24 protein-coding genes and 1 tRNA gene are annotated in these 21,907 nt (G+C 69.3%); 9 read left to right on the forward strand and 16 right to left on the reverse strand.

Annotated features, from left to right (window positions below):
- Positions 1 to 78: 78 nt before the first annotated feature.
- Positions 79 to 1,413 carry an extracellular solute-binding protein gene (locus AB0P29_RS04110; RefSeq protein ID WP_363378708.1) on the reverse strand — a complete coding sequence of 445 codons (1,335 nt, stop codon included), beginning with the start codon at positions 1,411 to 1,413 and terminating at the stop codon, positions 79 to 81.
- Positions 1,414 to 1,678: 265 nt separating this feature from the next.
- On the opposite strand from AB0P29_RS04110, the gene AB0P29_RS04115 reads away from it, so the two are divergent.
- Complete coding sequence (locus AB0P29_RS04115) at positions 1,679 to 2,719, forward strand: LacI family DNA-binding transcriptional regulator (protein WP_363378710.1); 1,041 nt, start codon at positions 1,679 to 1,681, stop codon at positions 2,717 to 2,719.
- 77 nt (positions 2,720 to 2,796) lie between these two features.
- On the opposite strand, the gene rplL is transcribed toward AB0P29_RS04115, so the two are convergent.
- The 3 genes from rplL to AB0P29_RS04130 all read right to left on the reverse strand — a co-directional run bounded on the left by rplL (position 2,797) and on the right by AB0P29_RS04130 (position 5,241).
- A complete protein-coding gene (rplL, locus tag AB0P29_RS04120) occupies positions 2,797 to 3,177 on the reverse strand; it encodes a 50S ribosomal protein L7/L12 (protein ID WP_018186979.1) in 381 nt (126 codons plus the stop codon).
- Positions 3,178 to 3,227: 50 nt separating this feature from the next.
- Complete coding sequence (gene rplJ, locus AB0P29_RS04125; RefSeq protein WP_363378712.1) at positions 3,228 to 3,716, reverse strand: 50S ribosomal protein L10; 489 nt, start codon at positions 3,714 to 3,716, stop codon at positions 3,228 to 3,230.
- Positions 3,717 to 4,152: 436 nt separating this feature from the next.
- A complete protein-coding gene (locus AB0P29_RS04130) occupies positions 4,153 to 5,241 on the reverse strand; it encodes a hypothetical protein (protein ID WP_363378714.1) in 1,089 nt (362 codons plus the stop codon).
- Positions 5,242 to 5,305: 64 nt separating this feature from the next.
- Between AB0P29_RS04130 and AB0P29_RS04135 the strand changes: the two genes are divergently transcribed.
- The 6 genes from AB0P29_RS04135 to AB0P29_RS04160 all read left to right on the forward strand — a co-directional run bounded on the left by AB0P29_RS04135 (position 5,306) and on the right by AB0P29_RS04160 (position 9,995).
- Positions 5,306 to 5,521, forward strand: a complete 216-nt coding sequence (locus tag AB0P29_RS04135) for a hypothetical protein (RefSeq protein ID WP_363378716.1) — start codon at positions 5,306 to 5,308, stop codon at positions 5,519 to 5,521.
- A gap of 66 nt (positions 5,522 to 5,587) precedes the next feature.
- The gene (locus AB0P29_RS04140; protein WP_359919516.1) at positions 5,588 to 6,265 is read left to right on the forward strand and encodes a YqaJ viral recombinase family protein; all 678 of its coding nucleotides are present in this window, start codon (positions 5,588 to 5,590) and stop codon (positions 6,263 to 6,265) included.
- Positions 6,266 to 6,393: 128 nt separating this feature from the next.
- The gene (locus tag AB0P29_RS04145) at positions 6,394 to 8,073 is read left to right on the forward strand and encodes an MDR family MFS transporter (RefSeq protein WP_363378718.1); all 1,680 of its coding nucleotides are present in this window, start codon (positions 6,394 to 6,396) and stop codon (positions 8,071 to 8,073) included.
- Between the two features lie 10 nt (positions 8,074 to 8,083).
- Positions 8,084 to 8,560, forward strand: a complete 477-nt coding sequence (locus AB0P29_RS04150) for a MarR family winged helix-turn-helix transcriptional regulator (protein ID WP_217530797.1) — start codon at positions 8,084 to 8,086, stop codon at positions 8,558 to 8,560.
- A 125-nt stretch (positions 8,561 to 8,685) separates the two neighbouring features.
- Positions 8,686 to 9,717 (forward strand): NADP-dependent oxidoreductase, encoded by a 1,032-nt coding sequence (locus AB0P29_RS04155; protein WP_363378721.1) that lies wholly within the window; start codon positions 8,686 to 8,688, stop codon positions 9,715 to 9,717.
- Positions 9,717 to 9,995 carry an acylphosphatase gene (locus tag AB0P29_RS04160; protein ID WP_217530793.1) on the forward strand — a complete coding sequence of 93 codons (279 nt, stop codon included), beginning with the start codon at positions 9,717 to 9,719 and terminating at the stop codon, positions 9,993 to 9,995. Before AB0P29_RS04155 ends, AB0P29_RS04160 begins: the two co-directional genes overlap by 1 nt.
- A gap of 4 nt (positions 9,996 to 9,999) precedes the next feature.
- Here the strand turns inward: AB0P29_RS04160 and AB0P29_RS04165 are convergent, their stop codons facing one another.
- The 9 genes from AB0P29_RS04165 to AB0P29_RS04205 form a co-directional block, all read right to left on the reverse strand.
- The gene (locus AB0P29_RS04165; RefSeq protein ID WP_363378723.1) at positions 10,000 to 10,785 is read right to left on the reverse strand and encodes an amino acid ABC transporter ATP-binding protein; all 786 of its coding nucleotides are present in this window, start codon (positions 10,783 to 10,785) and stop codon (positions 10,000 to 10,002) included.
- Entirely contained in the window at positions 10,772 to 11,446 is a 675-nt protein-coding gene (locus tag AB0P29_RS04170) for an amino acid ABC transporter permease (RefSeq protein WP_363378725.1), read from the reverse strand. The genes AB0P29_RS04165 and AB0P29_RS04170 overlap by 14 nt, the downstream gene beginning before the upstream one ends.
- A gap of 70 nt (positions 11,447 to 11,516) precedes the next feature.
- Positions 11,517 to 12,311 carry an amino acid ABC transporter substrate-binding protein gene (locus AB0P29_RS04175; RefSeq protein WP_363378728.1) on the reverse strand — a complete coding sequence of 265 codons (795 nt, stop codon included), beginning with the start codon at positions 12,309 to 12,311 and terminating at the stop codon, positions 11,517 to 11,519.
- Positions 12,312 to 12,423: 112 nt separating this feature from the next.
- A complete protein-coding gene (locus tag AB0P29_RS04180; protein ID WP_363378729.1) occupies positions 12,424 to 13,464 on the reverse strand; it encodes a DUF561 domain-containing protein in 1,041 nt (346 codons plus the stop codon).
- A gap of 73 nt (positions 13,465 to 13,537) precedes the next feature.
- Positions 13,538 to 14,227 (reverse strand): 50S ribosomal protein L1, encoded by a 690-nt coding sequence (rplA, locus tag AB0P29_RS04185; protein ID WP_064002981.1) that lies wholly within the window; start codon positions 14,225 to 14,227, stop codon positions 13,538 to 13,540.
- A 13-nt stretch (positions 14,228 to 14,240) separates the two neighbouring features.
- A complete protein-coding gene (gene rplK, locus AB0P29_RS04190; RefSeq protein WP_064002980.1) occupies positions 14,241 to 14,672 on the reverse strand; it encodes a 50S ribosomal protein L11 in 432 nt (143 codons plus the stop codon).
- Between the two features lie 188 nt (positions 14,673 to 14,860).
- Positions 14,861 to 15,865 (reverse strand): transcription termination/antitermination protein NusG, encoded by a 1,005-nt coding sequence (nusG, locus tag AB0P29_RS04195; RefSeq protein ID WP_363378732.1) that lies wholly within the window; start codon positions 15,863 to 15,865, stop codon positions 14,861 to 14,863.
- A gap of 107 nt (positions 15,866 to 15,972) precedes the next feature.
- Positions 15,973 to 16,239, reverse strand: a complete 267-nt coding sequence (gene secE, locus AB0P29_RS04200; RefSeq protein WP_064002978.1) for a preprotein translocase subunit SecE — start codon at positions 16,237 to 16,239, stop codon at positions 15,973 to 15,975.
- Positions 16,240 to 16,283: 44 nt separating this feature from the next.
- A tRNA-Trp gene (locus AB0P29_RS04205) sits at positions 16,284 to 16,356 on the reverse strand.
- A gap of 216 nt (positions 16,357 to 16,572) precedes the next feature.
- Here AB0P29_RS04205 and AB0P29_RS04210 point away from each other — a divergent pair.
- Together AB0P29_RS04210 and AB0P29_RS04215 are read left to right on the forward strand one after the other, a co-directional pair.
- Entirely contained in the window at positions 16,573 to 17,397 is an 825-nt protein-coding gene (locus AB0P29_RS04210; protein ID WP_363378734.1) for an ATP-binding protein, read from the forward strand.
- Complete coding sequence (locus AB0P29_RS04215) at positions 17,325 to 17,522, forward strand: hypothetical protein (protein WP_363378736.1); 198 nt, start codon at positions 17,325 to 17,327, stop codon at positions 17,520 to 17,522. The genes AB0P29_RS04210 and AB0P29_RS04215 overlap by 73 nt, the downstream gene beginning before the upstream one ends.
- Here the strand turns inward: AB0P29_RS04215 and AB0P29_RS04220 are convergent.
- Genes AB0P29_RS04220 through AB0P29_RS04230 form a run of 3 tightly spaced genes read right to left on the reverse strand, consistent with a single transcriptional unit; the run spans position 17,494 to position 21,901 of the window.
- A complete protein-coding gene (locus AB0P29_RS04220) occupies positions 17,494 to 18,858 on the reverse strand; it encodes an NAD-dependent succinate-semialdehyde dehydrogenase (protein ID WP_363378738.1) in 1,365 nt (454 codons plus the stop codon). The two genes, AB0P29_RS04215 and AB0P29_RS04220, sit on opposite strands and share 29 nt — an antisense overlap.
- A gap of 20 nt (positions 18,859 to 18,878) precedes the next feature.
- Entirely contained in the window at positions 18,879 to 20,339 is a 1,461-nt protein-coding gene (locus AB0P29_RS04225) for an NAD-dependent succinate-semialdehyde dehydrogenase (RefSeq protein WP_363378740.1), read from the reverse strand.
- Positions 20,336 to 21,901, reverse strand: a complete 1,566-nt coding sequence (locus AB0P29_RS04230; RefSeq protein WP_064002973.1) for an APC family permease — start codon at positions 21,899 to 21,901, stop codon at positions 20,336 to 20,338. The genes AB0P29_RS04225 and AB0P29_RS04230 overlap by 4 nt, the downstream gene beginning before the upstream one ends.
- Positions 21,902 to 21,907: the final 6 nt, after the last annotated feature.

A 21,907-nucleotide genomic window follows, 5' to 3' on the forward strand; every position in this document is an offset into this window, starting at 1 on the left:
GGGCGGTGCGGATGGGAGAAGCGGGGTCGGGCTGGTGCAGCCCGACCCCGCTCGGCTCAGCCGATCGTCAGGCGACGATCAGTTCTCGTAACCGGCCTGGATGTCCGAGAGCACCGTTTCGGTGTCCTTGCCGTCGATCCAGTCGACCATGCCCTTCCAGAACGAGCCCGAGCCCACCGTGGAGGGCATCAGGTCGGAGGCGTCGAAACGGAAAACCGTCGACTCGTCCTGGAGCGTCGTCATCGCTTCCTTGAGGAACTCGCTGGAGGCGAGGCTGGGGTCGGCGTTCTTGTTCGCGGAGATCACACCGCCGAGCTCGACACGAGCGTCGGCGAACTCCGGCGAGGCCATGAACTCCAGCACCTTCTGAGTGGACTCGTCGTCCGAGAAGCCGGCGACGAACTCGCCGCCACCCTCGACCTGGAGCTCGCCCTCGGTGTAGCCCGGCATGATGAACGCGTAGACGTCACCGTCGGGGGCGACCTCGGGGGTCTCGCCGTCGGCGGTCTGCACGTCGAGGAAGTTCGCCGAGAGGAACGACGCCTGGTGCGTGAGCGCGCAGTCGCCGCTCGCGACGGCCGCAGCCACGTCGCCGAACGCCGTCGAGTTGATGCTCTTGACGTCGCCGTAGCCGGCGTTGACGTAGTCCGGGTTGAGCAGGATGTCGCCGACCGCGTCGAACGCTTCCTTGATCTGCGGGTCGGTGAACTTCACGTCACCGGCCACCCACTGGTCGTAGACGTCGGGGCCGGACTGGCGCAGGACGAGGTCCTCGATCCAGTCGGTGCCCGGCCATCCCGACGCGGCGTCGGAGGCGAATCCGGCGCACCACGCGGGGCCGCCGGTGGTCTCGACGATCTTGTCGGTGAGGGCGATCATCTCGTCCCACGTCTTGGGGATCTCGACGCCCCACTCGGCGAACTGCTTCGGGGAGTACCAGACGTACCCCTTCAGGTTCGCGAGCATGGGGGCGGCGTAGAACTCGTCGTCGAACGTGCCGTAGTTCTTCCAGTCGGGCGACCAGTTCTCGTCGACGGCACTCTCGACCGCGTCGGAGGCGGGCAGCACCTTGCCGGTGTCGACGAGCGTCTTCAGCAGACCGGGCTGCGGGACGATCGCGATGTCCGGGGCGTCACCACCGGTGACCTTCGTGACGATGTTTCCTTCGAACGACTTGTCGCCGGTGTACTCGACCGTGATGCCGGTGTCGGCGGTGAACTTCTCGAACGACTTGTTGAGGGCGTCGGCCTCACCGCCGGTGATGCCTCCGGCGATGCGGACGGTCTTCTTCGCCTCGCCGCCCGTGCCGCCTTCGCCCTCGGTGCCACCTTCTGCACACCCGGCGAGCACCAGTGCTGCCGCGCCCAGGAGGGCGACCGGGGCAAGAAGACGGTATCGCTGTGACAATGCCATGTACTTCTCCTCTTTCGGGATCATCGTCCGCCCAGAGGAGCCTTGGCCGCATCCTTGGGGAACCGATTCCAAGACAACCTACTTGGCGGTAGCGCTTCGACACAACAGCGAAATATCAAGGTTCTGCATCCATTAGAGTGCCTGGGCCCTCGAGCCGTGAGACCGCTCTCACGGCCGGCCCACGGAACCGGTTCCGGAGTGCCGTTCCAGGCACTACGCTGAGTCCTCGACCGAGGGGACGGTCGGACGGGGTCGAGGAGGACCGATGAGCACCATCGCCGACGTCGCACGTGAGGCCGGCGTATCGAAGGCGACCGCCAGTCGCGCACTGACGGGCAGCACGCAGGTGTCGGCCGATGCCCGACGACGTGTGCACGAGGCCGCACGCCGGCTCGGATACACACCGTCGACGAGCGCCGTCAGCCTCGCGACGGGGCGCACCCGCAACGTCGGCGTCGTGATGCCGCACGTCAACCGATGGTTCTTCGCCGAGGTCCTCGAGGGCGTCCAGCAGGCACTCCTGGAACGCGGACTGGACCTCACCCTGTACGACGCCGACCCGGGCAGCGAGACCCGCCGTCGCGTGTTCGACGAGTTCCTCACCCGCAAGAGGTTCGACGGGCTCATCGCGGTCGGGCTGGAGCCCGCCGAGAGCGAGCTCGAGACCCTGCTGTCGCTCAGCCGCCCGGTCGTCAGCATCATCGGCACGGAGCGCACGACGAGCGTCGTGACCCTCGACGACGCGCACGCGGCCGCCCTGGCGACGGCGCACCTCGTCTCGCTGGGACACCGCCGCATCGCGTTCCTCGGCGGCACGGCGGCGACGCTGTGGCCCCACGTCGAGTCCGCGCGCTACGAAGGGTACGAGCGCGAGATGCGCGAGTCGGGGCTCGGCGACCACATCAGCCGCACGCCCGCAGAGCTCACGATGTCCGCCGGCTACGCCGCCGCGGTCGATCTGCTCAGCGACCCCTCGCAGCGACCCACGGGACTGGTGGCGGCGTGCGACGAGGTCGCGATCGGCGCCATCATCGCGGCGCGGCGCCTCGGCATCCTGGTCCCCTCCGACCTCAGCGTCATCGGCATCGACGACCACGAGAATGCGGAGATGTTCGCCCTGACGACGCTGCGGCAGATCCCGCGCGAGCAGGGCGCGACGGCCGTGGAAATGCTCATGCGGCACATCGAGGATCCGACGGCCGAACCGACCAGCGTCATCATCCGACCCCGACTGGTGGTGCGGAACTCGACGTCCACACCGACCGGGTCATCGAGCGCCGCCGTCCGAGACGCCGCCTGGTCCTGACCCCCGGCATCCATCCCGGAAACGGCCGAAGGCCCCGGATGCCGAAGCATCCGAGGCCTTCGGAAAGGTGCGGGACCTTACTTGACGGACACCGTCGCGCCGGCGGCCTCGAGGGCCTCCTTCGCCTTGTCGGCGGCTTCCTTGTTCGCGCCCTCGAGCACGGCCTTGGGAGCACCGTCGACGACGGCCTTGGCCTCGCCGAGGCCGAGCGAGGTGAGCTCGCGGACGACCTTGATGACCTGGATCTTCTTGTCGCCGGCAGCCTCGAGGATGACGTCGAAGGAGTCCTTCTCCTCAACCTCTTCAGCAGCAGCGCCACCACCGGCACCGGCAACGGCGACGGGGGCAGCAGCGGTGACGTCGAACTTCTCCTCGAACGCCTTCACGAACTCGCTGAGCTCGACGAGGGTGAGGCCGGCGAACTGCTCGAGCAGCTCCTCGGTGGAAAGCTTCGCCATGATGTATCTCCTAGATAGATGGGGTGTGTGTAAAAGAGCTCGCTCGTCGCTTACGCGGCGTCAGCGGTCTCCAGCTTTTCGCGAAGCGCGTCGATGGTGGCGGCAGCCTTGCCCATCGTCGCCTTCATCATGCCCGCAGCCTTCGCCAGCAGAACCTCGCGGCTCTCGAGCGAGGCGTACTTGTTGACCTCGTCGGCCGAGAGCGCGGTGCCCTCGAAGATGCCGCCCTTGATCACGAGAAGCGGGTTGGCCTTGGCGAAGTCACGCAGAGCCTTGGCAGTGGCGACGAAGTCGCCGTGCACGAAAGCGACGGCCGAGGGACCCTTGAGGTCCTCGTCCAGCGCCGTGATCCCCGCGTTGTTCGCGGCGATCTTGGTCAGCGTGTTCTTCACCACGGCGTACTGCGCGTCCTGACGGATCGCGTTGCGCAGCTGCTTGAGCTGGGCAACCGTCAGACCGCGGTACTCGGTCAGCAAGACGGCGTTCGAGTCCTCGAAGTTCTTCGTGAGCTCGGCGACCGATGCATCCTTCTGCGCCATGGTCACTCCTTGATGTGTACGAGACGCCCCGCGGTGGCGGGACGTCGACCTCGACGGTCGGGCTGCATGAGAAAAGCTCCGGCGCAAGCGCACGGAGCTTCGGCCCGGTTTCCCGGAAGTCTGTCGTACACCTGCGTGGGCCCCTGCGATGCAGAGCTTCGATCGTGTGCGCGGGCGCACAGCGATGACCGACGGTCTTTGGCTTGTCCCCCAGTGTACGCCGCGCTCGCGCACCCGCCAAATCCCGGCATCCGGTCCGTGCGTTCGCGCGAAAGCGCGCACGCGTGCCGGTGGGTGCGGGCGAGGCGCCGCCGCGTCGTCCACATCATGTGCTCCCGACGAGAGCACACGATGCGGACGGTTCAGGAGATGTGCAGTCGTTCAGAGCACATGATGTGCACGACGGAGGAGGCAGGGGATGCCGCGTTCGCCGCGCTCATGGGCGGGGGGAGATCCGGAAGGCAGCCATCCGGGCGGCGAGCACCTGCGGTGTGTCGAGGTCCGTCCACCCGATGCGCACCAGTCGCTTCTGTGTCACGCCTCGGATCCAATCCTCACGCTGCTTCTCCAGGAGCAGGATGTCGTCCAGGTGTCGACCGGCGCGGAGCTCATCGTCGCGGTACTTGACCGCGCCGTCGAACTCGACGAGAACGTTCTCGTCCTCCAGCTCGATGTCGACGCGGTAGTCCGAGCCGGCGGGCCCGCGCACCGGGACTTGGAGCCGGAATCGGGCGAACCCGATCTCCGCCAGCATCCAGCGCGCGATGCTTTCGCCCGTACTCTCGGCGAGACCGTTCGCGAAGGCGATGACCGTCCCGGCACGAGCCGCTCCGCGTGCACCGCGCTTTCGCCGGCCGATGTCGAGCACACTCTGACGCCAGCGCTCGACCGCCTCGGGATCGCCGCCGGATGTGGACGCCACGATGCGCAATGCCGCGTCGGCGGCCGCGACACCGCTGGACGGCGGCAGAACTCGACACACATCCCAGAGCGTCCGGGCCAAGGTCGTGCAGGGCACATCGAACGGGTTCGTGATCTCGGACGGCTCGAGCCGATCCGCGTGTCGGCGCAGCGCCGCGCGACTGACCAGCCGGCCATCCGCCGGCAAGCTCACGTGAACCGCATCGGGTACGTGCCGTGCAAGCGGCAGTCCCCACAGCACCGCTGCGGACTGATAGGAGAACACGCTCGTCCCGTCCTTCCGCTCAGCATCGGCGGCGGCGATCTCGACGAGGTGGCGCGCTTCGGGCCATAGGTCGTCGAACTGCTCGGCGAGGACGTATCGATTGCGTTGGATCCGCAGCATCCGACCCTCTCTCACCGCGTCCGTGATGTCACGCGACCGCCACCCGGAGCGTTCCAGATCGGCACGATCGAGAATCAGCCGGCGCGCTTCGGCGAACGAGATGTGTCGAGGCATGCAGCCAAGCCTCTGCAGGGCGGCCCACCCAGGGGGATTCGCGCGCCGAACCGGGGAAGCCTCCGCAATCCGTCGTCCAGTGGAGGAAGCGACGGATGTCCACATCATGTCGTCCGCACGAGAACACACGTTCCGCGCAGCTCACGACGTGTGATGTCGACCAGACGACATGATGTGGACAGAAGGGCGGATGCCGGGCGGCAGCGCACGGGCGGGAGCGCAGCGCGCGGGCGACACAGCGCACGCCCTCGCGCGCCGGCACCGGCGCTCGGGTCAGTGCGAGGAGAAGGCGGCGTCGGAGGCGGGCGTCCTGGGCGCCAGCATCCTCGCCGTCGAGCATGCGCTCTCCCGGGACGTCCTCGCCGCGGAGGTCGAGACCGTCTGATCAGGCGACGGCCGCGCGCGGCGGGTCGGGACAGCCCGTGCGGGAGGGTCGACTTAGGATCGACGGGTGACTCCCGAACTCGCCGCCCGGATCGTCGCGGACTCCCGCGACCGGGTCGCGTGGATGCGGGCCCGCTCCCGCGGGATCACGGCCACGGACGTCGCCTCGCTCACCAGCGAGAAGGCGATCGCCCGGGCGGCCGAGGCGAAACTGAACGGCTCCGGATTCAGCGGCAACGCCTACACCGACCACGGCCGACGGCGTGAGCCCGAGATCGCCGCCTGGGTCGCGGCGACCCACGGCATCCGTCCGTCGTCGGCGCTGTTCCACGCCGAGATCGAAAAGCGGCACCTCGCCACCCCCGACGGGATCATGGTGGATGCCGCGGGCCGCGTCACGCTCGCCGAGATCAAGACGACCAACAAGACGTGGAAGTCGATCCCCCGTACGTACCTGCGTCAGGTGTGGTGGCAGCAGCACGTCCTCGGCGCCGAGCGCACGCTCGTCGTGTGGGAGGAGCACCAGGACTTCGTCCCGCTCCGGGACGAGCCGCGGTGCGCCTGGATCGATCGCGACGAGGCCGAGATCGGGTCGCTCGTGCGCCTGGCGACCGCCTTGATCGACGAGCTCTACCACCGCACGACCGGTAAGACGCCGCCGGTGCGCGAGACGGCCGCGCCGGTGAGCCGCCGCGAGCAGCTGCGCGAACGCGACATCTTCCGCGCGCTCGCCCTCGCCGACTGATCCCCCGCGATGAGGCCGCCTCGGGGCGGTGTTCCGTCGCGCCTCGGGGAGATAGTTGACGTGGATCAAATGACGGCATATAGTTGACGTCTATCAAATGTTGACCTGAATCATCTAACTGGAGTTGCATGTCCACCTCGACCCCCACCGCGCCGCGCCGGGTCCTCGCCCCGCTCTCGGGGCTGCTCCTCGGCATGTTCGTGTCGATGATCGCGTCGACGGTCGTCTCGACGTCGCTGCCCGTGATCATCCACGACCTCGAGGGCGACCAGGGCGCGTTCACCTGGGTGGTGACCGCCACGCTGCTCACCACGGCCATCTCGACGCCCATCTGGGGCAAGCTCGCCGACCTCGTGAACCGCAAGGCGCTCTACCAGATCGCGCTCGTCATCTTCGTCCTCGCGACCGCCGCCGCCGGGTTCGCGCAGGACCCCGGCACGCTGATCGCGTTCCGCGCCGTGCAGGGTCTCGGCGCAGGAGGCCTCGCGGCCCTCAGCCAGGTGCTCATGGCCGACATCATCAGCCCGCGTGAGCGCGGCCGCTACATGGGCCTGTTCGGCGCCGTCATGGCCGTCGCGACCGTCGGCGGCCCGCTGCTGGGTGGCGTCATCACCGACGCGTTCGGCTGGCGCTGGAACTTCTTCGTGTCGCTCCCGATCGCCGTCGCCGCGCTCATCATGGTGCAGCGCACCCTGCCTCACTCGAGCGTGAGCAGTCGCCGTCCGAAGATCGACTACCTCGGCATCGTGCTGCTGTCCACCGCCGTCTCGCTGCTGCTCATCTGGGTCACCAGCGCCGGCTCCAGCTTCGATTGGTGGGGCACCGAGACCATCCTCATGGTCGGTGGCGCCCTCGTCGCCGCCGTGCTGTTCGTCGTCGTCGAACTGCGCACCAGCGAGCCGCTCGTGCCGCTCACCCTCTTCCGCGACCGCACCTTCACCCTCGCGGTCGTCGCCTCGATCGCCACGGGCATCGCGATGTTCGGTGCGTCGGTCTTCCTCGGCCAGTACATGCAGATGGCCCGCGGCGCCACGCCGACCGAGGCCGGCCTCATGACGATCCCGATGATCGCGGGGCTCCTGCTGTCGTCGGTCGGTGTCGGTGCGCTCATCACGCGCTTCGGCCACTGGAAGCCGTACCTCGTCGTGGGCAGCATCCTGCTGACCGCCGGCGCGACCCTCCTGTCGACCATCCACTACGACACCGACTTCTTCCTCGTCTCGGTCTACATGTTCCTGCTGGGCGCGGGCGTCGGCATGACGATGCAGAACCTCGTCCTGGCGGTGCAGAACACCGCGAAGCCGTCGGAGATCGGCGTCGCGAGTTCGGGTGTGACCTTCTTCCGCAGCCTCGGCGGCACCGTCGGCGTCTCGCTCATGGGCGCGGCGCTCGCCACGCGCGTCACCGACCTGTTCGGCGGAGCGCAGGAGAAGATCGTCGCCGCCCTCACCGCCCTCGGGCCCGAGGGGGCGACCTGGGCCAAGCAGCTCGCCTCCGGCGCACTCCCCCGCGTCGCCACCATGCCCGAGAGCCTCCGCGTGATCGTCGAGGACATCTACGCGCAGGGCATCTCGTCCGCGTTCCTCATCGCGGTGCCGTTCGGTGTGATCAGCATCCTGGCCGTGATCTTCCTGCCCAACCGCAGCCTCAGCACCATGACGACCTCCGAGCGTCGCCACGCGTCGGAGGCCGACCTGGCCACCGTGTCGGTGCCCGCCGGAATGGACGCCGTCACCGCGACGGGCACGGTTCCCGTGGTCGCCCCCGACGCCCGGGCGGACGAGACCGCGAGCGAGGCACGGCGATAACATGGACACGATGTCCGCAGCGACCGACCGAGAGGCCCGCACCCGCGCGGTGCGGGCTCTCGAGGGCGAGTTCAGCGACCTGATCACCCTCTTCCGGCGCAAGATCACCGAGAACGCCAACCGTGTGAGCCCGGGGATGCTGCCGGGCGCCTACAAGGTCTTCACGACGATCGTGCGTCACGAGCCGGTCACCCAGTCCGCCCTCGCCGAGATGCTCCTGCTCGACAAGGGCCAACTCAGCCGGAGCGTGCGCGAGCTCACGGAGCTCGGACTCATCGAACGCACCCCCGACCCCAACGACGGCCGGTCGAGCCTGCTGAGCGCCACGGCACACGGCCGCGATCGCCTCGCGGATGCCCGGGGCCCCCAGGAGGGCGCGCTGCTCGCCGCGCTGGAGGACTGGCGGGTCGAGGACATCGAGAACCTCGCCCGACTGCTGCACGCCCTCGTCGCCGGATCCCGACCCGACGGCGGCCCCACCACGTAGGCCGCCGCCGGGATTCTCGCTCCGGTGACGCCGACGTAACACCGTCGAGACAATGTCGCGATTGACTGGTCTTCCACCGAGCACCCCCGCGCTCGCCGTCGAGCGCAGGTGAGAAGGAGCAGCCGATGCGATTCCGGCCGCTGCGATCCGCAGCCCCCACCGCGAGCGAGGTCGTCGAGGTGACCGCTCCTCCCCCGGACATGCGCGGCGTGGTCTACGACGCCCCGGGCGACGCCGAGGCCCTCCGTGTCGCCCGGCTGCCCGTCCCGAAGCCCGCGCTCAGCGAACTGCTCGTGCGCGTCGTCGCCGCCGGCGTGAACCCCATCGACGCCAAGACCCGCGCGGGTCGCGGCCTGAACGGTCTCCTCGACGGTGCCCCCACGCCCCTCGGCTTCGACTTCAGCGGGGTCGTCGTCGCGAGCCCGTTCGAGGCCCACCCGTTGCAGCCGGGCGACCCGGTGTTCGGGATGGCGGCCTTCCCCCGGACGGGCGGGAGCTACGCCGACTACCTCGTCGTGCCCACCCTGTCGGTGGCGCGCAAGCCCGCCTCGCTGTCGCACGTCGAGGCGGCGGGGGTGCCGGTCGCGGCGCTCACCGCCTGGGGACTCGTCGTCGAGACCGCTCACGCGCACGAGGGCCAGCGCGTCCTCATCCACGCCGGCTCCGGCGGCGTCGGTCACTTCGCCGTGCAGCTCGCGGCCTACTTCGGTGCCTACGTGACGGCGACCGGTTCGGAGCGCAACCTCGGTTGGCTGCGCGAGCTCGGGGCATCCGTCGCCATCGACTACACGACGACCCGCTTCGAGGAGGTCGTCGGCGAGGTGGACGTCGTCATCGACCTCGTGGGCAACGTCCACGGCGACACCGGTACGCGGTCCCTGACCGTCCTGCGCCCGGGCGGTCTGTACGTCATGGTGCCCACGGGAGCCTGGGACGGATACGCGGATGCCGCCGCGGCGGCCGGCGTGCGCGCGACCTCCTACAAGACGATCCCCGACGGTGCCGTGCTCGCGACGCTCGGACGCCTGCTCGACTCGGGTGCCGTGCAGGTCTACATCGACCGGGTGTTCGATCTCGCCGACGCCGCCGAGGCGCACCGCGAGCTCGAACGCGGCCACACGCGCGGCAAGATCGTGCTGAGCGTGGCGGACGCCTGATGCGCCGCATCCGCCTCGTCGTCCGGGGCATCGTCCAGGGCGTCGGATTCCGGTACGCGATGCAGCACATCGCACGCACGGTCGGCGCGACCGGCTGGGTGCGCAACCTGTCGGACGGCACCGTCGAGGCCGAGGTCCAGGGCGGCGCAGCGGCCGTCGAGGCGGTCCTCGACTGGGCGGCGAAGGGACCCCGGGGTGGCGTGGTCGACGACGTCGCGATGACCGAGGTGTCGACGGTGGAAGGCGACGCGGGTTTCGAGATCCGCCGCGACGCCTGACGCCTCACTCCTCGAGCGGTCGCAGGATGCGGTCGAGGAAGCGCCGGGTGCGCTCGTTCTGCGGCGCCGTGAACAGATCACGGGGGTGGCCGCGTTCGACGATGACCCCGCCGTCGAAGAAGACGACCTCGTCGGCGACCTGCCGTGCGAAGCCGAGCTCGTGGGTGACGATGACCATCGTCCACCCCTCGTCGGCGAGCTCCTTGAGCACCAGCAGCACCTCGCCCACGAGCTCCGGGTCGAGGGCGCTGGTCGGCTCGTCGAAGAGAAGGACGTCGGGAGCGAGCGCGAGCGCCCGTACGATGCCGACCCGCTGCTGCTGTCCGCCGGACAGCTCGTGCGGATAGGCATCGCGCTTCTCAGCGAGTCCGACGCGCGCCAGCAGCCGCTCCGCGTCGGCGACGGCGGCATCCCGCGCGACTCCTCGGGCGTGGACGGGACCCTCGATGACGTTCTCGAGGACCGTGAGGTGCGGGAAGAGGTTGTGGTGCTGGAAGACCATCGCGGAGCGGTCCCGCAGCGCGGCGCGCTGCTGCTTCGCCGCCCGCCCCGTGGCCGACTGGCCGAAGTCGTGCGTCTGGCCGTCGGAGAAGGTGACGACGCCGGCGTCGGGGGCCTCGAGCCCGTTCAGGCAGCGGAGCACCGTGGTCTTGCCCGACCCGCTGGGCCCGATGAGACAGACGACTTCGCCACGGCCGACGGCGAAGTCGACGCCGTCGAGGACGACGTTGTCGCCGAAGGACTTCCGCAGTCCGGTCACGGCCAGCAGGGGGGCGTCAGTGTGCGACACGGCGATCGAGCCTCCGTTCGATGCGGTCCTGACCGAAGGAGAGGACGAGGCAGAAGAGCCAGTAGATGACGGCGGCCTCGATGTAGACGACGAGGAACTCCGAGCTGAAGGCGGCGATGCGCTGCGCCGCGAGGAACAGCTCGGCGACCGTGATCTGGGCGACGAGCGAGGTGTCCTTCACGAGCGAGATGAACGTGTTCGACAGCGGCGGGACCGAGACGCGGGCCGCCTGGGGCAGGATGATGCGCCGGAGCGCCGTCGCCCGGGACAGCCCGACGGTGAACGCGGCCTCCCACTGCCCCTTGGGGACCGAGAGGATCGCGGCACGGATGACCTCGGCGGCATACCCGCCGACGTTGAGCGACAGCGCGATGACCGCGGCCGGCCAGGCCTCGAGGCGGATGTCGATCTGCGGCAGACCGTAGTAGACGACGAAGATCTGGACGAGCAACGGCGTGCCGCGGATGACGGAGATGTACGCCCGAGCGAGACCCGACAGCACCCGGTTGCCCGAGATCCGCATCAGGGCCGCCGCGATCGCCAGCACGAGACCGACCACGAACGAGACGATCGCGAGGGGGATCGTGACCGTCACCCCGGCCAGGAGCATCGGCCAGAACGAGCTCAGGACCAGCTGCCACGTATCGGCGTCCACCGGCATCCTTTCTCAGAACGGGCGACGGGCCCGACGGACGCCTCGCAGCGTCGCGCCGAGCCCGTCGGGGCCGGGATCACTCGGTGACGTCGGCTCCGAAGTAGGTCTCGCTGATCTTCGCGAGGGTTCCATCTTCGCGCAGCTCGTCGAGCGCGTCGTCGATCTTCTCGATCAGCTCGGTCTTGTCCTTCGCGGCGACGATGGCGCTCTGGGCGGGGTCGGTCTCGGCCGCGATCTTCAGGCCCGTGGGTCCGTTGGTCTTCTCGTAGTCGAGGAAGGTGAGCTTGTCGTTGACGGTCGCATCGACGCGGCCCTGACGCAGCAGCTCGACGGCCTGTGCCCAGCCCTCGATCGGGGTGACGTCGGCGCCGGCCTCCTCGGCCAGCTGGAAGAAGTTGCTCGTGAGCGACTGCGCCGTCTTCTTGCCCTTCAGATCGGCGAAGCTCGAGATCGAGTCGTCGTCCTCCTGGACCACGACGACGCTCGGCGACACGGTGTACGGCTCGCTGAAGAGGTACTTCTCCTCGCGCTCGGGGTTGATCGAGACCTGGTTGGCGATGACGTCGACGCGGCCCGCATCGAGACCGGCGAAGATGCCGTCCCACTGGGTCTCCTGGAACTCCACCTTCAGATCGAGCTTCTCGGCGACGGCCTCGATGATCTCGACGTCGTAGCCGACGAGCTTGCCGGTCTCGTCGTGGTACGTGAACGGACGGTAGGTGCCCTCGGTGGCGACCGTGAGCGTGCCCGCCTTGGCGAGACCGAGGTCCTCGCCGCCGGCACCGGGCTGCCCCGAACTCGTGGAGCAGGCGGTCAGCGCCAGGACGGTGCTGAGGGCGAGGGCTCCGAGGGCAGCGGTACGACGGGACATGGATCTCCTTGGTGAGGGGGTGTCGGGATGCGGTCGCGCAGCATCGGTGGCCGGCGCGACCCTTCAGTACAACACGCAGCGGCCCGAGATCTTCCCCGGGTGACGGACTGTGTCAGCGCGGCAGCCCGCGGACCAGCTCCGCGAACACTGCGGCGGCGTCGTCCGACCGCGACAGACCGGCCGCCTGACCCGCCCACAGCGACACGAGGTCGCCGTTGTGCGGTGCGGCGGAGCGGAATCCGCCGGTCAGCCAGTTCTGCGCCGGGAACGGCGCGATCGCCCCGCCGTCCTCGATCGTCCGCACCGCTCGATTCGGGATGCCGCGGGCCAGGCGCCCGCTCATCGCCCGGGTCAGCACCGTGTCGGTGTCCGCCGCCGCCGCGAGTGCGGCTCGGTGCGCCTCGGCGGCCGCCGACTGCCGCGTCCGCAGGAACGCGCTCCCCACCTGCACGCCGGCCGCCCCGAGCGCGAACGCCGCCGCGACACCCCGACAATCGGCCACGCCGCCGGCGGCGATCACCGGGATGTCGACGGCGTCGACGACCTGCGGCACGAGGGCGAACGTCCCCACGAGGGACTCCTCGGCCGGTCGCAGGAAGCTCACCCGGTGACCGGCTGCCTCGGCACCGCTCGCGACGACCGCGTCGACGCCACCCTCCTCCAGCGCGACGGCCTCGGCGACGGAGGTCGCCGTGCCGATGACGCGGATGCCGCGACGATGCGCCTCGGCGACGACCTCCGGCGCGGGCACCCCGAACACGACGCTCAGGACGGCGGGCGCGGCATCCCAGACCGCGTCGAGCTGCTCCGACAGCGAGGGGAGGAACGCGGCGGGCAGCGGCGGGACGGCCGCACCGGCCGCCTCGAACAGCGGCGCGACGGCCGCCTGCGCGGCGGTCAGGTCGACCTCGTCGGGCGCGACCTCGTCGCCCTGCGGCAGCCACAGATTGAGCGCAAAGGGGCGCCCGGTCGCGGCGCGCAGCGCCGTCGCGGTGTCACGGATGCGGTCGCCCGAGTAGCCGTACAGTCCGAAGGATCCGAGGCCGCCGCAGTCGCTCACGCTCGCCGTCAGCGCGACCGACGAGAGCCCACCGAACGGGCCGAGGACGATCGGGGTGTCGATACCGAGAAGGGAATGCAGATCACCGGTCACCCCCTGACGCTACCAAGGGCGGGAACGACGACGGGGCCCCACCCGAAGGTGGAGCCCCGTACGGTCAGTGATCTCAGACGAGAGCGTTGACGTCCAGCGGGATGCCGGGACCGAACGTGGTCGAGATGGCGCCCTTCTGGATGTAACGGCCCTTCGCGCTCGAGGGCTTCAGGCGCACGATCTCTTCGAGAGCGGCGGTGAAGTTCTCGTTGAGCTGCTCAGCCGTGAACGACGCCTTGCCGACCACGAAGTGGACGTTGGCGTGCTTGTCGACGCGGAACTCGATCTTTCCGCCCTTGATCTCCTCGACGGCCTTGGCCGGGTTGGGGGTCACGGTGCCGGTCTTGGGGTTCGGCATGAGGCCGCGGGGTCCGAGGACCTTACCGAGGCGACCGACCTGGCCCATGAGCTCGGGGGTGGAGACCGCCGAGTCGAACGCGGTGTAGCCACCGGCGACCTTCTCGATGAGCTCGGCGCCACCGACCTCGTCCGCACCCGCGGCGATGGCCGCTTCGGCGGCGGGACCGGTCGCGAACACGATGACGCGCGCGGTCTTGCCGGTGCCGTGGGGCAGGATGACCGTGCCGCGGACCATCTGGTCCGCCTTGCGCGGGTCGACGGCGAGCTTCAGCGCGACCTCGACGGTCGAGTCGAACTTCGCGGAGCCGGTCTCCTTCGCGAGGGCGACGGCCTCCTCGGAGGAGTAGAACGTGGAGCGGTCGATCTTCGCCGCTGCTGCTTCGTAAGCCTTGGACTTAGCCATGATGTTCTTCCCCTCAGTCCTCGACCGTGATGCCCATGGAGCGGGCGGTGCCGGCGATGATCAGCGAGGCGGCCTCGATGTCGTTCGCGTTCAGGTCGGGCATCTTCGTCTCGGCGATCTGACGGACCTGGTCCTTGGTGAGCTTCGCGACCTTGACGGTGTGCGGAGTCTTCGAGCCCTTCGCGACGCCGGCGGCCTTCTTGATGAGCTCCGCGGCGGGCGGGGTCTTCAGGACGAAGGTGAAGCTGCGGTCCTCGTAGACGGTGATCTCGACGGGGATGACGTTGCCGCGCTGCGACTCGGTCGCGGCGTTGTACGCCTTGCAGAACTCCATGATGTTGACGCCATGCTGACCGAGCGCGGGGCCGATCGGCGGCGCCGGGTTGGCGGCACCGGCGTTGATCTGAAGCTTGATCAGGCCGGTCACCTTCTTCTTCGGTGCCATTCCTCTTCCTTTCACGAGCGGGACGGATGCCCCGTTCTCCCACGGTCCCGGCGGTTCCGGGTCGTGGTGGTGTCCGTGCGCGCGACGAAGCGACACACAAACCACATGAGTCTACCGCATCCGGCATCCTCCGGCAGTACGGCGAAGGCCCCGCCGGAGCGGGGCCTTCGCGTCGCGCGGTGCGGCGCTTACTGCTTGGTGACCTGGTCGAAGCTGAGCTCGACCGGCGTCTCGCGCTCGAAGAGCGAGACGAGGACGGTGAGCTTGCCGCTCTCGGGCTTGATCTCGGAGATCGATCCGGGCAGACCCGCGAACGAACCCTCCTTGATCGTGATCGTCTCGCCGATCTCGAAGTCGACCTCGGTGACGACCGAGCGCGCCTGCGTGGCGGAGCCCTTGGCGGCACCGGCCTTGGCGGGGGCGACCTCCTTGGCCTCGACGAGGGGCTTCAGCATGTTGAAGGCCTCTTCGAAGCGCAGCGGCGTGGGGTTGTGGGCGTTGCCGACGAAGCCGGTGACACCGGGCGTGTGACGCACGACCGACCAGGTGTCCTCGTTGAGCTCCATGCGGACCAGCACGTAGCCGGGGATCCGCACGCGGTTGACCATCTTGCGCTGGCCGTTCTTGATCTCGACGACGTCCTCCATGGGGACCTCGACCTGGTAGATGTCGTCCTCGACCTCGAGCGTCGACTTGCGCTGCTCGATGTTGGCCTTCACCTTGCGCTCGAAGCCGGCGTAGGAGTGGATGACGTACCACTTGCCCTCGAGCGAGCGCAGCTCCTGACGGAACGCCTCGTACGGGTCTTCGGGGGTCTCGTCCTCGTCGTCGCCGAGTTCGGGACCGTCGTAGGGGGCGACCTCGTCGGCGGCGGCCGCGGCGCGCTCGGCCTCCTCGTCGGCGAGCGACTCGGTCAGCACCTCGGCGGCGGCCTCGGCCTCGTCGGCCTGGTCGATCTCGAGCGCGTCGTTCACGATGCGGTCGGCCTCGGGGTCTTCGATCACGACGGCGTCCTCTCCCGGGGGCTCGTCATCGGAGGGCTCGTCGTCCTCGATGTGCAGGGCGGCGTGCTCGGCGGACTCGGCGGAACGCTCCTGGTCGGCCAGGACGTTGCCCTCCTGGGCCTCGTCGTCCTCGCTGGACTGCTCCGCGGCGGTCGACCAGTCGGCGTCGTCGACATATCTTTCGGTCACGTCATTCACTTCCCTGCAGGTTCGGCTTCGATGTTCAGCGGCGCGTCGGCGGGTGATCCCGTGGTCCGGGATGCCGTCCGTCACCGCGACGGATGGTCGTCCGTTCGTCAGCTCGGCACGTCGAAGACGATGTCCGTGACCCAGGTGAAGAGCAGGTCGAGCCCGTAGACGATCGCCATCACGACGACGACGAATCCGAGGACCACGAGCGTGAACTTGACGAGCTCCTGCCGGGTCGGCGTGACGACCTTGCGGAGTTCGGCGATCACCTGACGGATGAAGAGGGCGATCCGCTGGAAGAAGTTGAGCTTCTTCTCACGGGTGGCGCCGCTGCTGGCAGCGACGACCTCGCCGTTCGGCTCATCCTGGACCATTCAACCCACCTGTTGCTCGGTTCGAGTCAGCTGACGCTGACGCGCAGGGCGGACAGGAATCGAACCTGCAACCTGCGGTTTTGGAGACCGCTGCTCTGCCAATTGAGCTACCGCCCTAAGGTCTTGCGACCCGGGGATCCACATCCTCGCCGACCCCATGGGCACGGCAAAAGAATGCAGACAACTGCGCGCACAAGCATACGGCATGCCTCGCGGGCTGGCGAACGCGCGGCATCCCTCCCCCTCCCGGAAGGGCCTCGCTAGGCTTGTCCGGCCGTCCCGTCGCGGCAGCGCCGGAGGGGGTCCGGCGCGCGGACGATCACGAGGAGCCCGGTGACCGACAGTTCCGCCGCCCACCAGTTCCAGGTCGACCTCCGGGGTGTCATCGACCTCCTCAGTCGCCACATCTACTCGAGCCCCCGCGTGTTCCTGCGCGAACTCCTCCAGAACGCCGTCGACGCGATCGCCGCTCGACGTGCGCTCGACGGCGGGGGCGGCCGCATCCGGATCACGCCCGTGAGCGCCGCGTCGGACGAGTTCGTCCTGCGCGACGACGGCATCGGGCTCACCGAGGCCGAGGTCGCGGATCTGCTCGCGACGGTGGGACGCAGCTCGAAGCGCGACATCTTCGATCTGCCGCGCGGCGACTTCCTCGGCCAGTTCGGCATCGGGATGCTGTCGTGCTTCATGGTGTGCGACACGATCGTCATCCGTTCGCGCAGCGCCGCGAGGGGCGGCGCCGTGGAATGGACCGGACACGCCGACGGCACCTTCACGGTGTCGCCGTACGCGGGCGACCTCCCCGTCGGGACGAGCGTGCACCTGACCCCGCGCGCCGACACGCGGTCGCTGCTCGAGACGAGCACCGTCCTCGACCTCGCCGAGACGTTCGGGCGCTACTTGCCCCACACCGTCGTGGTCGACCTCCCCGGCGGCGGCGAGACGACCGTCACCGGAGGCCGAGGGCCAGGCGCAGGCGCTCGTGCAGCAGGGCCGGCACCTCGGCAACTTCGGGGAGTTCGACGACGCCGTGCTCGTTCGACACCGCGATCGGCCTCATCCGGGACCGCGAGGACCAGGTCGGCGTGCTCGCCGAGGCGCTGCACCTGCTCGCGCAGGCCAAGATGCAGCGCGGCGACGAGGACGCCTCCGACGTGATCGACCAGGCGCTGGCGCTCGGCCGGGCCAACGAGGCGCACTGGTACGTCGCCGACGTGCTCGACACGCGCGCGCGCCTGCTGGCCGGCCGTTCGTTCAGCCGATGCGGATTAGCTTCTTGTTGACGAACTCGTCGGCCGCCAGGAGCCCCAGCTCGCGGCCGGTGCCGCTGCGCTTGATGCCGCCGAAGGGCAGGCCCGGCTCGTCGGCGAGCACGAGGTTGACGTAGACCATGCCCGCCTCGATCCTGTCGGCGACCCGCTTCGCCTGTTCGGCGTCGGTCGTGTATACGTACGATCCGAGGCCGAACGGGGTGTCGTTGGCGAGGCGGACCGCCTCGTCCTCGTTCGCGACGCGGTAGACGACGCCCGCCGGACCGAACAGCTCCTCGCGGTACACGTCCATCTCGGGGGTGACACCCGTGAGGACGGTCGGGGTGAAGAAGGCACCGTCGCGGGTGCCGCCGGTGACGATCGTGGCGCCCTGGGCCGCAGCATCCCGGATCTGCTTCTCGAGACGCTCGGCGGCCGCGACCGACGAGAGCGGGCCGAGGACCGTGTCCGAGCTCCACGGGTCACCGACGCTCGCCGCGGCCATCTTGGCGGTGAACGCCTCGAGGAACGCGTCGTAGAGCCCGTCGACGACGATGAACCGCTTCGCGCCGTTGCAGGACTGCCCGGTGTTGTCGAGGCGCGCGTCGACCGCCGCCTGCGCGACCGCGTCGATGTCATCGGCCGACAGCACGATGAACGGGTCGGACCCGCCGAGCTCGAGGGCGACCTTCTTGAGGTTGCGCCCGGCGACCTCGGCGACCGCCGCGCCGGCACGCTCGGAACCCGTCACCGAGGCGCCCTGCACCCGCGGGTCGGCTATGACGTCGGCGGCCTGCTCGTTCGTCAGGTAGACGTTCGTGTACGCGCCCTCGGGGAAGCCCGCGTCGCGGTAGATCGCCTCGATCGCCGCGGCGGACTCGGGGCACTGCGGCGCGTGCTTGAGGAGGATCGTGTTGCCGACCGCCAGGTTCGGAGCCGCGAAACGGGCCACCTGGTAGTAGGGGAAGTTCCACGGCATGACGCCCAGCAGCACGCCCAGGGGCGCCTTGCGGATGACGGCGGTGCCGTCGCCGTCGATCGGGACGGGCGCGTCCGCGGTGATCTCCTCGATGTGGTCGGCGTAGTACTCGGTGATGTCGGCGGCGAAGTCGACCTCGCCGAGCGCCCCGTCGATCTGCTTGCCCATCTCGCGGACGATGATCTTCGCGAGCTCGTCCCGGCGCTCGCGGTGCAGCTGCGCGGCGCGGCGCAGCAGATCGGCCCGCTCGGCGGGCGTGGAGGTGCGCCCCCACCCGCGGGCGGCCTCGTCGGCGGTGGCCAGGGCGTGCTCCACCTCGTCGGCGGTGGCGGTCGGGTAGGTGGCGTGGGTCTGCCCCGTGGCGGGGTCGATGACGGCGTAGTCGCTCATGATGCTCCTCTTCGTCCCGCTCAGGCGGGGATCAGGGTGTACTTCACGTTCAGGTATTCGTGGATGCCTTCCAGGCCGCCTTCGCGCCCCATGCCCGACTGCTTGACCCCGCCGAACGGGGCGGCGGCGTTGGACACGACGCCGACGTTCAGGCCCATCATGCCCGTCTCGAGACGGTCGATCATGCGGTGGCCGCGGGCGAGGTCCTGCGTGAAGACGTAGGACACCAGCCCGTACTCGGTGTCGTTGGCCAGGCGCACGGCCTCGTCCTCTTCGGAGAAGGTGGAGATCGCGAGCACCGGCCCGAAGATCTCCTCGCGGAGGATGGCGCTGCCGGGGACGACACCCTCGACGACCGTCGGCTCGTAGAAGGTGCCGGGACCTTCGAGGGCGTTGCCGCCGGCCAGGATGCGGGCGCCCCGCTCGACGGCGTCGCCGACGAGCTCCTGCGCCTTCGCGACCGCGCGGTCGTCGATGAGCGGACCGATCTGCACGCCGTCCTCGGTGCCGCGGCCCACGTTCATGGCGCGCACGCGGTCGGCGACGCGCTGCGAGAACTCGGCCGCGACCGACTCGTGCACGATGAAGCGGTTGGCCGCGGTGCAGGCCTGTCCGATGTTGCGGAACTTGGCGAGCATCGCGCCGTCGACGGCCTTGTCGAGGTCGGCGTCCTCGAAGACGACGAACGGCGCGTTGCCGCCGAGCTCCATCGAGACGCGCAGGACGCCCTCGGCCGCCTGGGCGATGAGCTTCTGACCGACGGGCGTGGACCCCGTGAACGACAGCTTCCGCAGCCGCGGGTCGGAGATGATCGGCCCCGACACCGCGCTCGACGACGAGGTCGTGATCACGTTGACGACGCCCTCGGGGACGCCGGCCTCGGCGAGCAGCTGCGCGAAGAACAGGGTCGTCAGCGGCGTCAGCTCGGCGGGCTTCACGACCACGGTGCAGCCCGCGGCGAGCGCGGGGGCGATCTTGCGAGTCGCCATCGCGAGCGGGAAGTTCCACGGCGTGATGAAGAAGGACGGACCCACGGGGCGCTGCGAGACGACCATGCGCCCCGTGCCCTCGGGATTCATGCCGTAGCGGCCCGAGATGCGCACGGCCTCCTCGCTGAACCAGCGCAGGAACTCGCCCCCGTAGGCCACCTCTCCCCGGGACTCGGCGAGGGGCTTGCCCATCTCGAGGGTCATGAGGAGGGCGAGGTCCTCCTTGCGGGCCTGCACGAGGTCGAACGCGCGGCGGAGGATGTCGCTCCGCTCCCTGGGCGCGGTCGCCGCCCACGCCTCCTGCGCTGCGACGGCCGCGTCGAGGGCCCGGATGCCGTCGCCCGGCGAGGCGTCGGCGATCCGCCGGATCACGTCTCCCGTCGACGGGTCGAACACGTCGAGGGTCTTTCCCCCCTCGGCATCCACCCACCGGCCTCCGATGAAGAGCTGGTTCGGGATCTGGGCGAGGAAGTCGGACTCGCGGGAGGTCATCGGTTGTTCTCGCTTTCTGCGCGCAGCTTCCGCGCACTGGGGGGTGCGTCCATCGCGAGCGTCTGCCCGCGGAAGAACGCCGGACGGCGGACGGACTGCCAGATCATGGTGACGATCCCGACGACGATGATCAGCATCCCGAGGATGAACACGAGGCCGACGCCGAACACCTCGGAGCCGGACCCGTAGGCCGGGTCCATCGAGTCGACGAGGGTCGTGACGAAGATGACGGCGAGGATCACCCCGCCGACGAGCGGCGAGAGGAATGTGAACAGGAACGACCGGACGGAATCGAACCACTGCTTGCGGAAGTACCAGACGCACGCGAAGGCGGTGAGCCCGTAGTAGAAGCAGATCATCATCCCGAGCGACAGGATCGTGTCGGTGAGGACGTTCTCGCTGAGCAGCCGCATGACCGCGTAGAACACCGCGGCGACGACGGAGGACACGATCGTCGCGAAGCCGGGCGTGAAGAACCGCGGGCTGACGGCGGCGAACCGACGCGGCAACGCGCCGTAGTGCCCCATCGCCAGCAGCGTCCGGGCCGGTCCCACCGCGGTGGACTGGAGGGATGCCGCCGAGCTCGAGAGCACGGCCAGCGAGACGAGGAACGCCAACGGTCCGAGCACGGGGCCCGAGAGCGCGAAGAAGACGTTCGCCGAGATGTCCTCGTTGCCGAGCCCGAGTTCCCCGGTCCCGACGCCGGCGAACATCATCAGACTGACGGACAGGGCGAGGTAGAGCGCCATCACGACCACGACGGTCACCATCGCGGCGCGTCCGGGCGTGCGGTCGGGGTCCTTCGTCTCCTCGTTCATCGTCAGGACGACGTCCCAGCCCCAGAAGATGAAGATCGACAGCGAGATGCCCGCGGCGAAGGCGCTGAAGCTCGACACCTCGAACGGGTTGACCCACGACCAGTCGAAGGCGAGGTGGTCGATGCCGTCCCCGCTGAAGCTCTTCACGAAGGCGGCGACCGCGAAGAGGACGAGCACGATGACCTGGAAACCAACGAGGACGTACTGGAACTTCTGCGTGGTTTGCATGTCGCGGTAGGACACGAGCGTCGCGCCCAGGAGGAACAGGAGACACACCCCGACGTTGATGAACGGGTTGAAGGCGAGCTCGGCGATGCCCTCGTTGCCGCTGATCTGCGCGATCAGCAGGAAGAGGAACTCGACGGCGATGCCAGCGAGGTTCGACAGCACGATGACGGTCGCCGCGATCAGGCCCCAGCCCGTCATCCATCCGATCCACGGGCCGAAGGCGCGGACGCCCCACGTGAAGCTCGTTCCGGAGTCGGGCATGACCCGGTTCAGCTCGCGGTAGCCCAGAGCGACGAGCAGCATCGGGATGAACCCGACGAGGATCACGGCGGGCACCTGCACGCCCACCGCCGAGACTGTCGGCCCCAGGGAGGCGGTGAGCGTGTAGGCGGGGGCGATCGTCGAGACACCGATCACGACGGCGCCGACCAGGCCCACCGTTCCGGCGCTGAGGCCCTTGGCGGAGATCGCGGCGTCTTTCGCGCCGGGGATCTTCTCTGCGGCGTGCTGGCTCATCGTCGA

Origin of the sequence: Microbacterium sp. NPDC080220, assembly GCF_040686395.1 — a bacterium.
GTDB classification, from domain to species: domain Bacteria; phylum Actinomycetota; class Actinomycetes; order Actinomycetales; family Microbacteriaceae; genus Microbacterium; species Microbacterium gawkjiense.

Excerpts from the sequence above, each read along its gene's own strand:
- AB0P29_RS04110 (WP_363378708.1), bottom strand. The coding sequence starts at position 1,413 with ATGGCATTGTCACAGCGATACCGTCTTCTTGCCCCGGTCGCCCTCCTG.
- AB0P29_RS04115 (WP_363378710.1), top strand. The coding sequence starts at position 1,679 with ATGAGCACCATCGCCGACGTCGCACGTGAGGCCGGCGTATCGAAGGCG.
- rplL (WP_018186979.1), bottom strand. The coding sequence starts at position 3,177 with ATGGCGAAGCTTTCCACCGAGGAGCTGCTCGAGCAGTTCGCCGGCCTC.
- rplJ (WP_363378712.1), bottom strand. The coding sequence starts at position 3,716 with ATGGCGCAGAAGGATGCATCGGTCGCCGAGCTCACGAAGAACTTCGAG.
- AB0P29_RS04130 (WP_363378714.1), bottom strand. The coding sequence starts at position 5,241 with ATGTGGACATCCGTCGCTTCCTCCACTGGACGACGGATTGCGGAGGCT.
- AB0P29_RS04135 (WP_363378716.1), top strand. The coding sequence starts at position 5,306 with ATGATGTGGACAGAAGGGCGGATGCCGGGCGGCAGCGCACGGGCGGGA.
- AB0P29_RS04145 (WP_363378718.1), top strand. The coding sequence starts at position 6,394 with ATGTCCACCTCGACCCCCACCGCGCCGCGCCGGGTCCTCGCCCCGCTC.
- AB0P29_RS04150 (WP_217530797.1), top strand. The coding sequence starts at position 8,084 with ATGTCCGCAGCGACCGACCGAGAGGCCCGCACCCGCGCGGTGCGGGCT.
- AB0P29_RS04155 (WP_363378721.1), top strand. The coding sequence starts at position 8,686 with ATGCGATTCCGGCCGCTGCGATCCGCAGCCCCCACCGCGAGCGAGGTC.
- AB0P29_RS04160 (WP_217530793.1), top strand. The coding sequence starts at position 9,717 with ATGCGCCGCATCCGCCTCGTCGTCCGGGGCATCGTCCAGGGCGTCGGA.
- AB0P29_RS04170 (WP_363378725.1), bottom strand. The coding sequence starts at position 11,446 with ATGCCGGTGGACGCCGATACGTGGCAGCTGGTCCTGAGCTCGTTCTGG.
- AB0P29_RS04175 (WP_363378728.1), bottom strand. The coding sequence starts at position 12,311 with ATGTCCCGTCGTACCGCTGCCCTCGGAGCCCTCGCCCTCAGCACCGTC.
- rplA (WP_064002981.1), bottom strand. The coding sequence starts at position 14,227 with ATGGCTAAGTCCAAGGCTTACGAAGCAGCAGCGGCGAAGATCGACCGC.
- rplK (WP_064002980.1), bottom strand. The coding sequence starts at position 14,672 with ATGGCACCGAAGAAGAAGGTGACCGGCCTGATCAAGCTTCAGATCAAC.
- secE (WP_064002978.1), bottom strand. The coding sequence starts at position 16,239 with ATGGTCCAGGATGAGCCGAACGGCGAGGTCGTCGCTGCCAGCAGCGGC.
- AB0P29_RS04220 (WP_363378738.1), bottom strand. The coding sequence starts at position 18,858 with ATGAGCGACTACGCCGTCATCGACCCCGCCACGGGGCAGACCCACGCC.
- AB0P29_RS04225 (WP_363378740.1), bottom strand. The coding sequence starts at position 20,339 with ATGACCTCCCGCGAGTCCGACTTCCTCGCCCAGATCCCGAACCAGCTC.
- AB0P29_RS04230 (WP_064002973.1), bottom strand. The coding sequence starts at position 21,901 with ATGAGCCAGCACGCCGCAGAGAAGATCCCCGGCGCGAAAGACGCCGCG.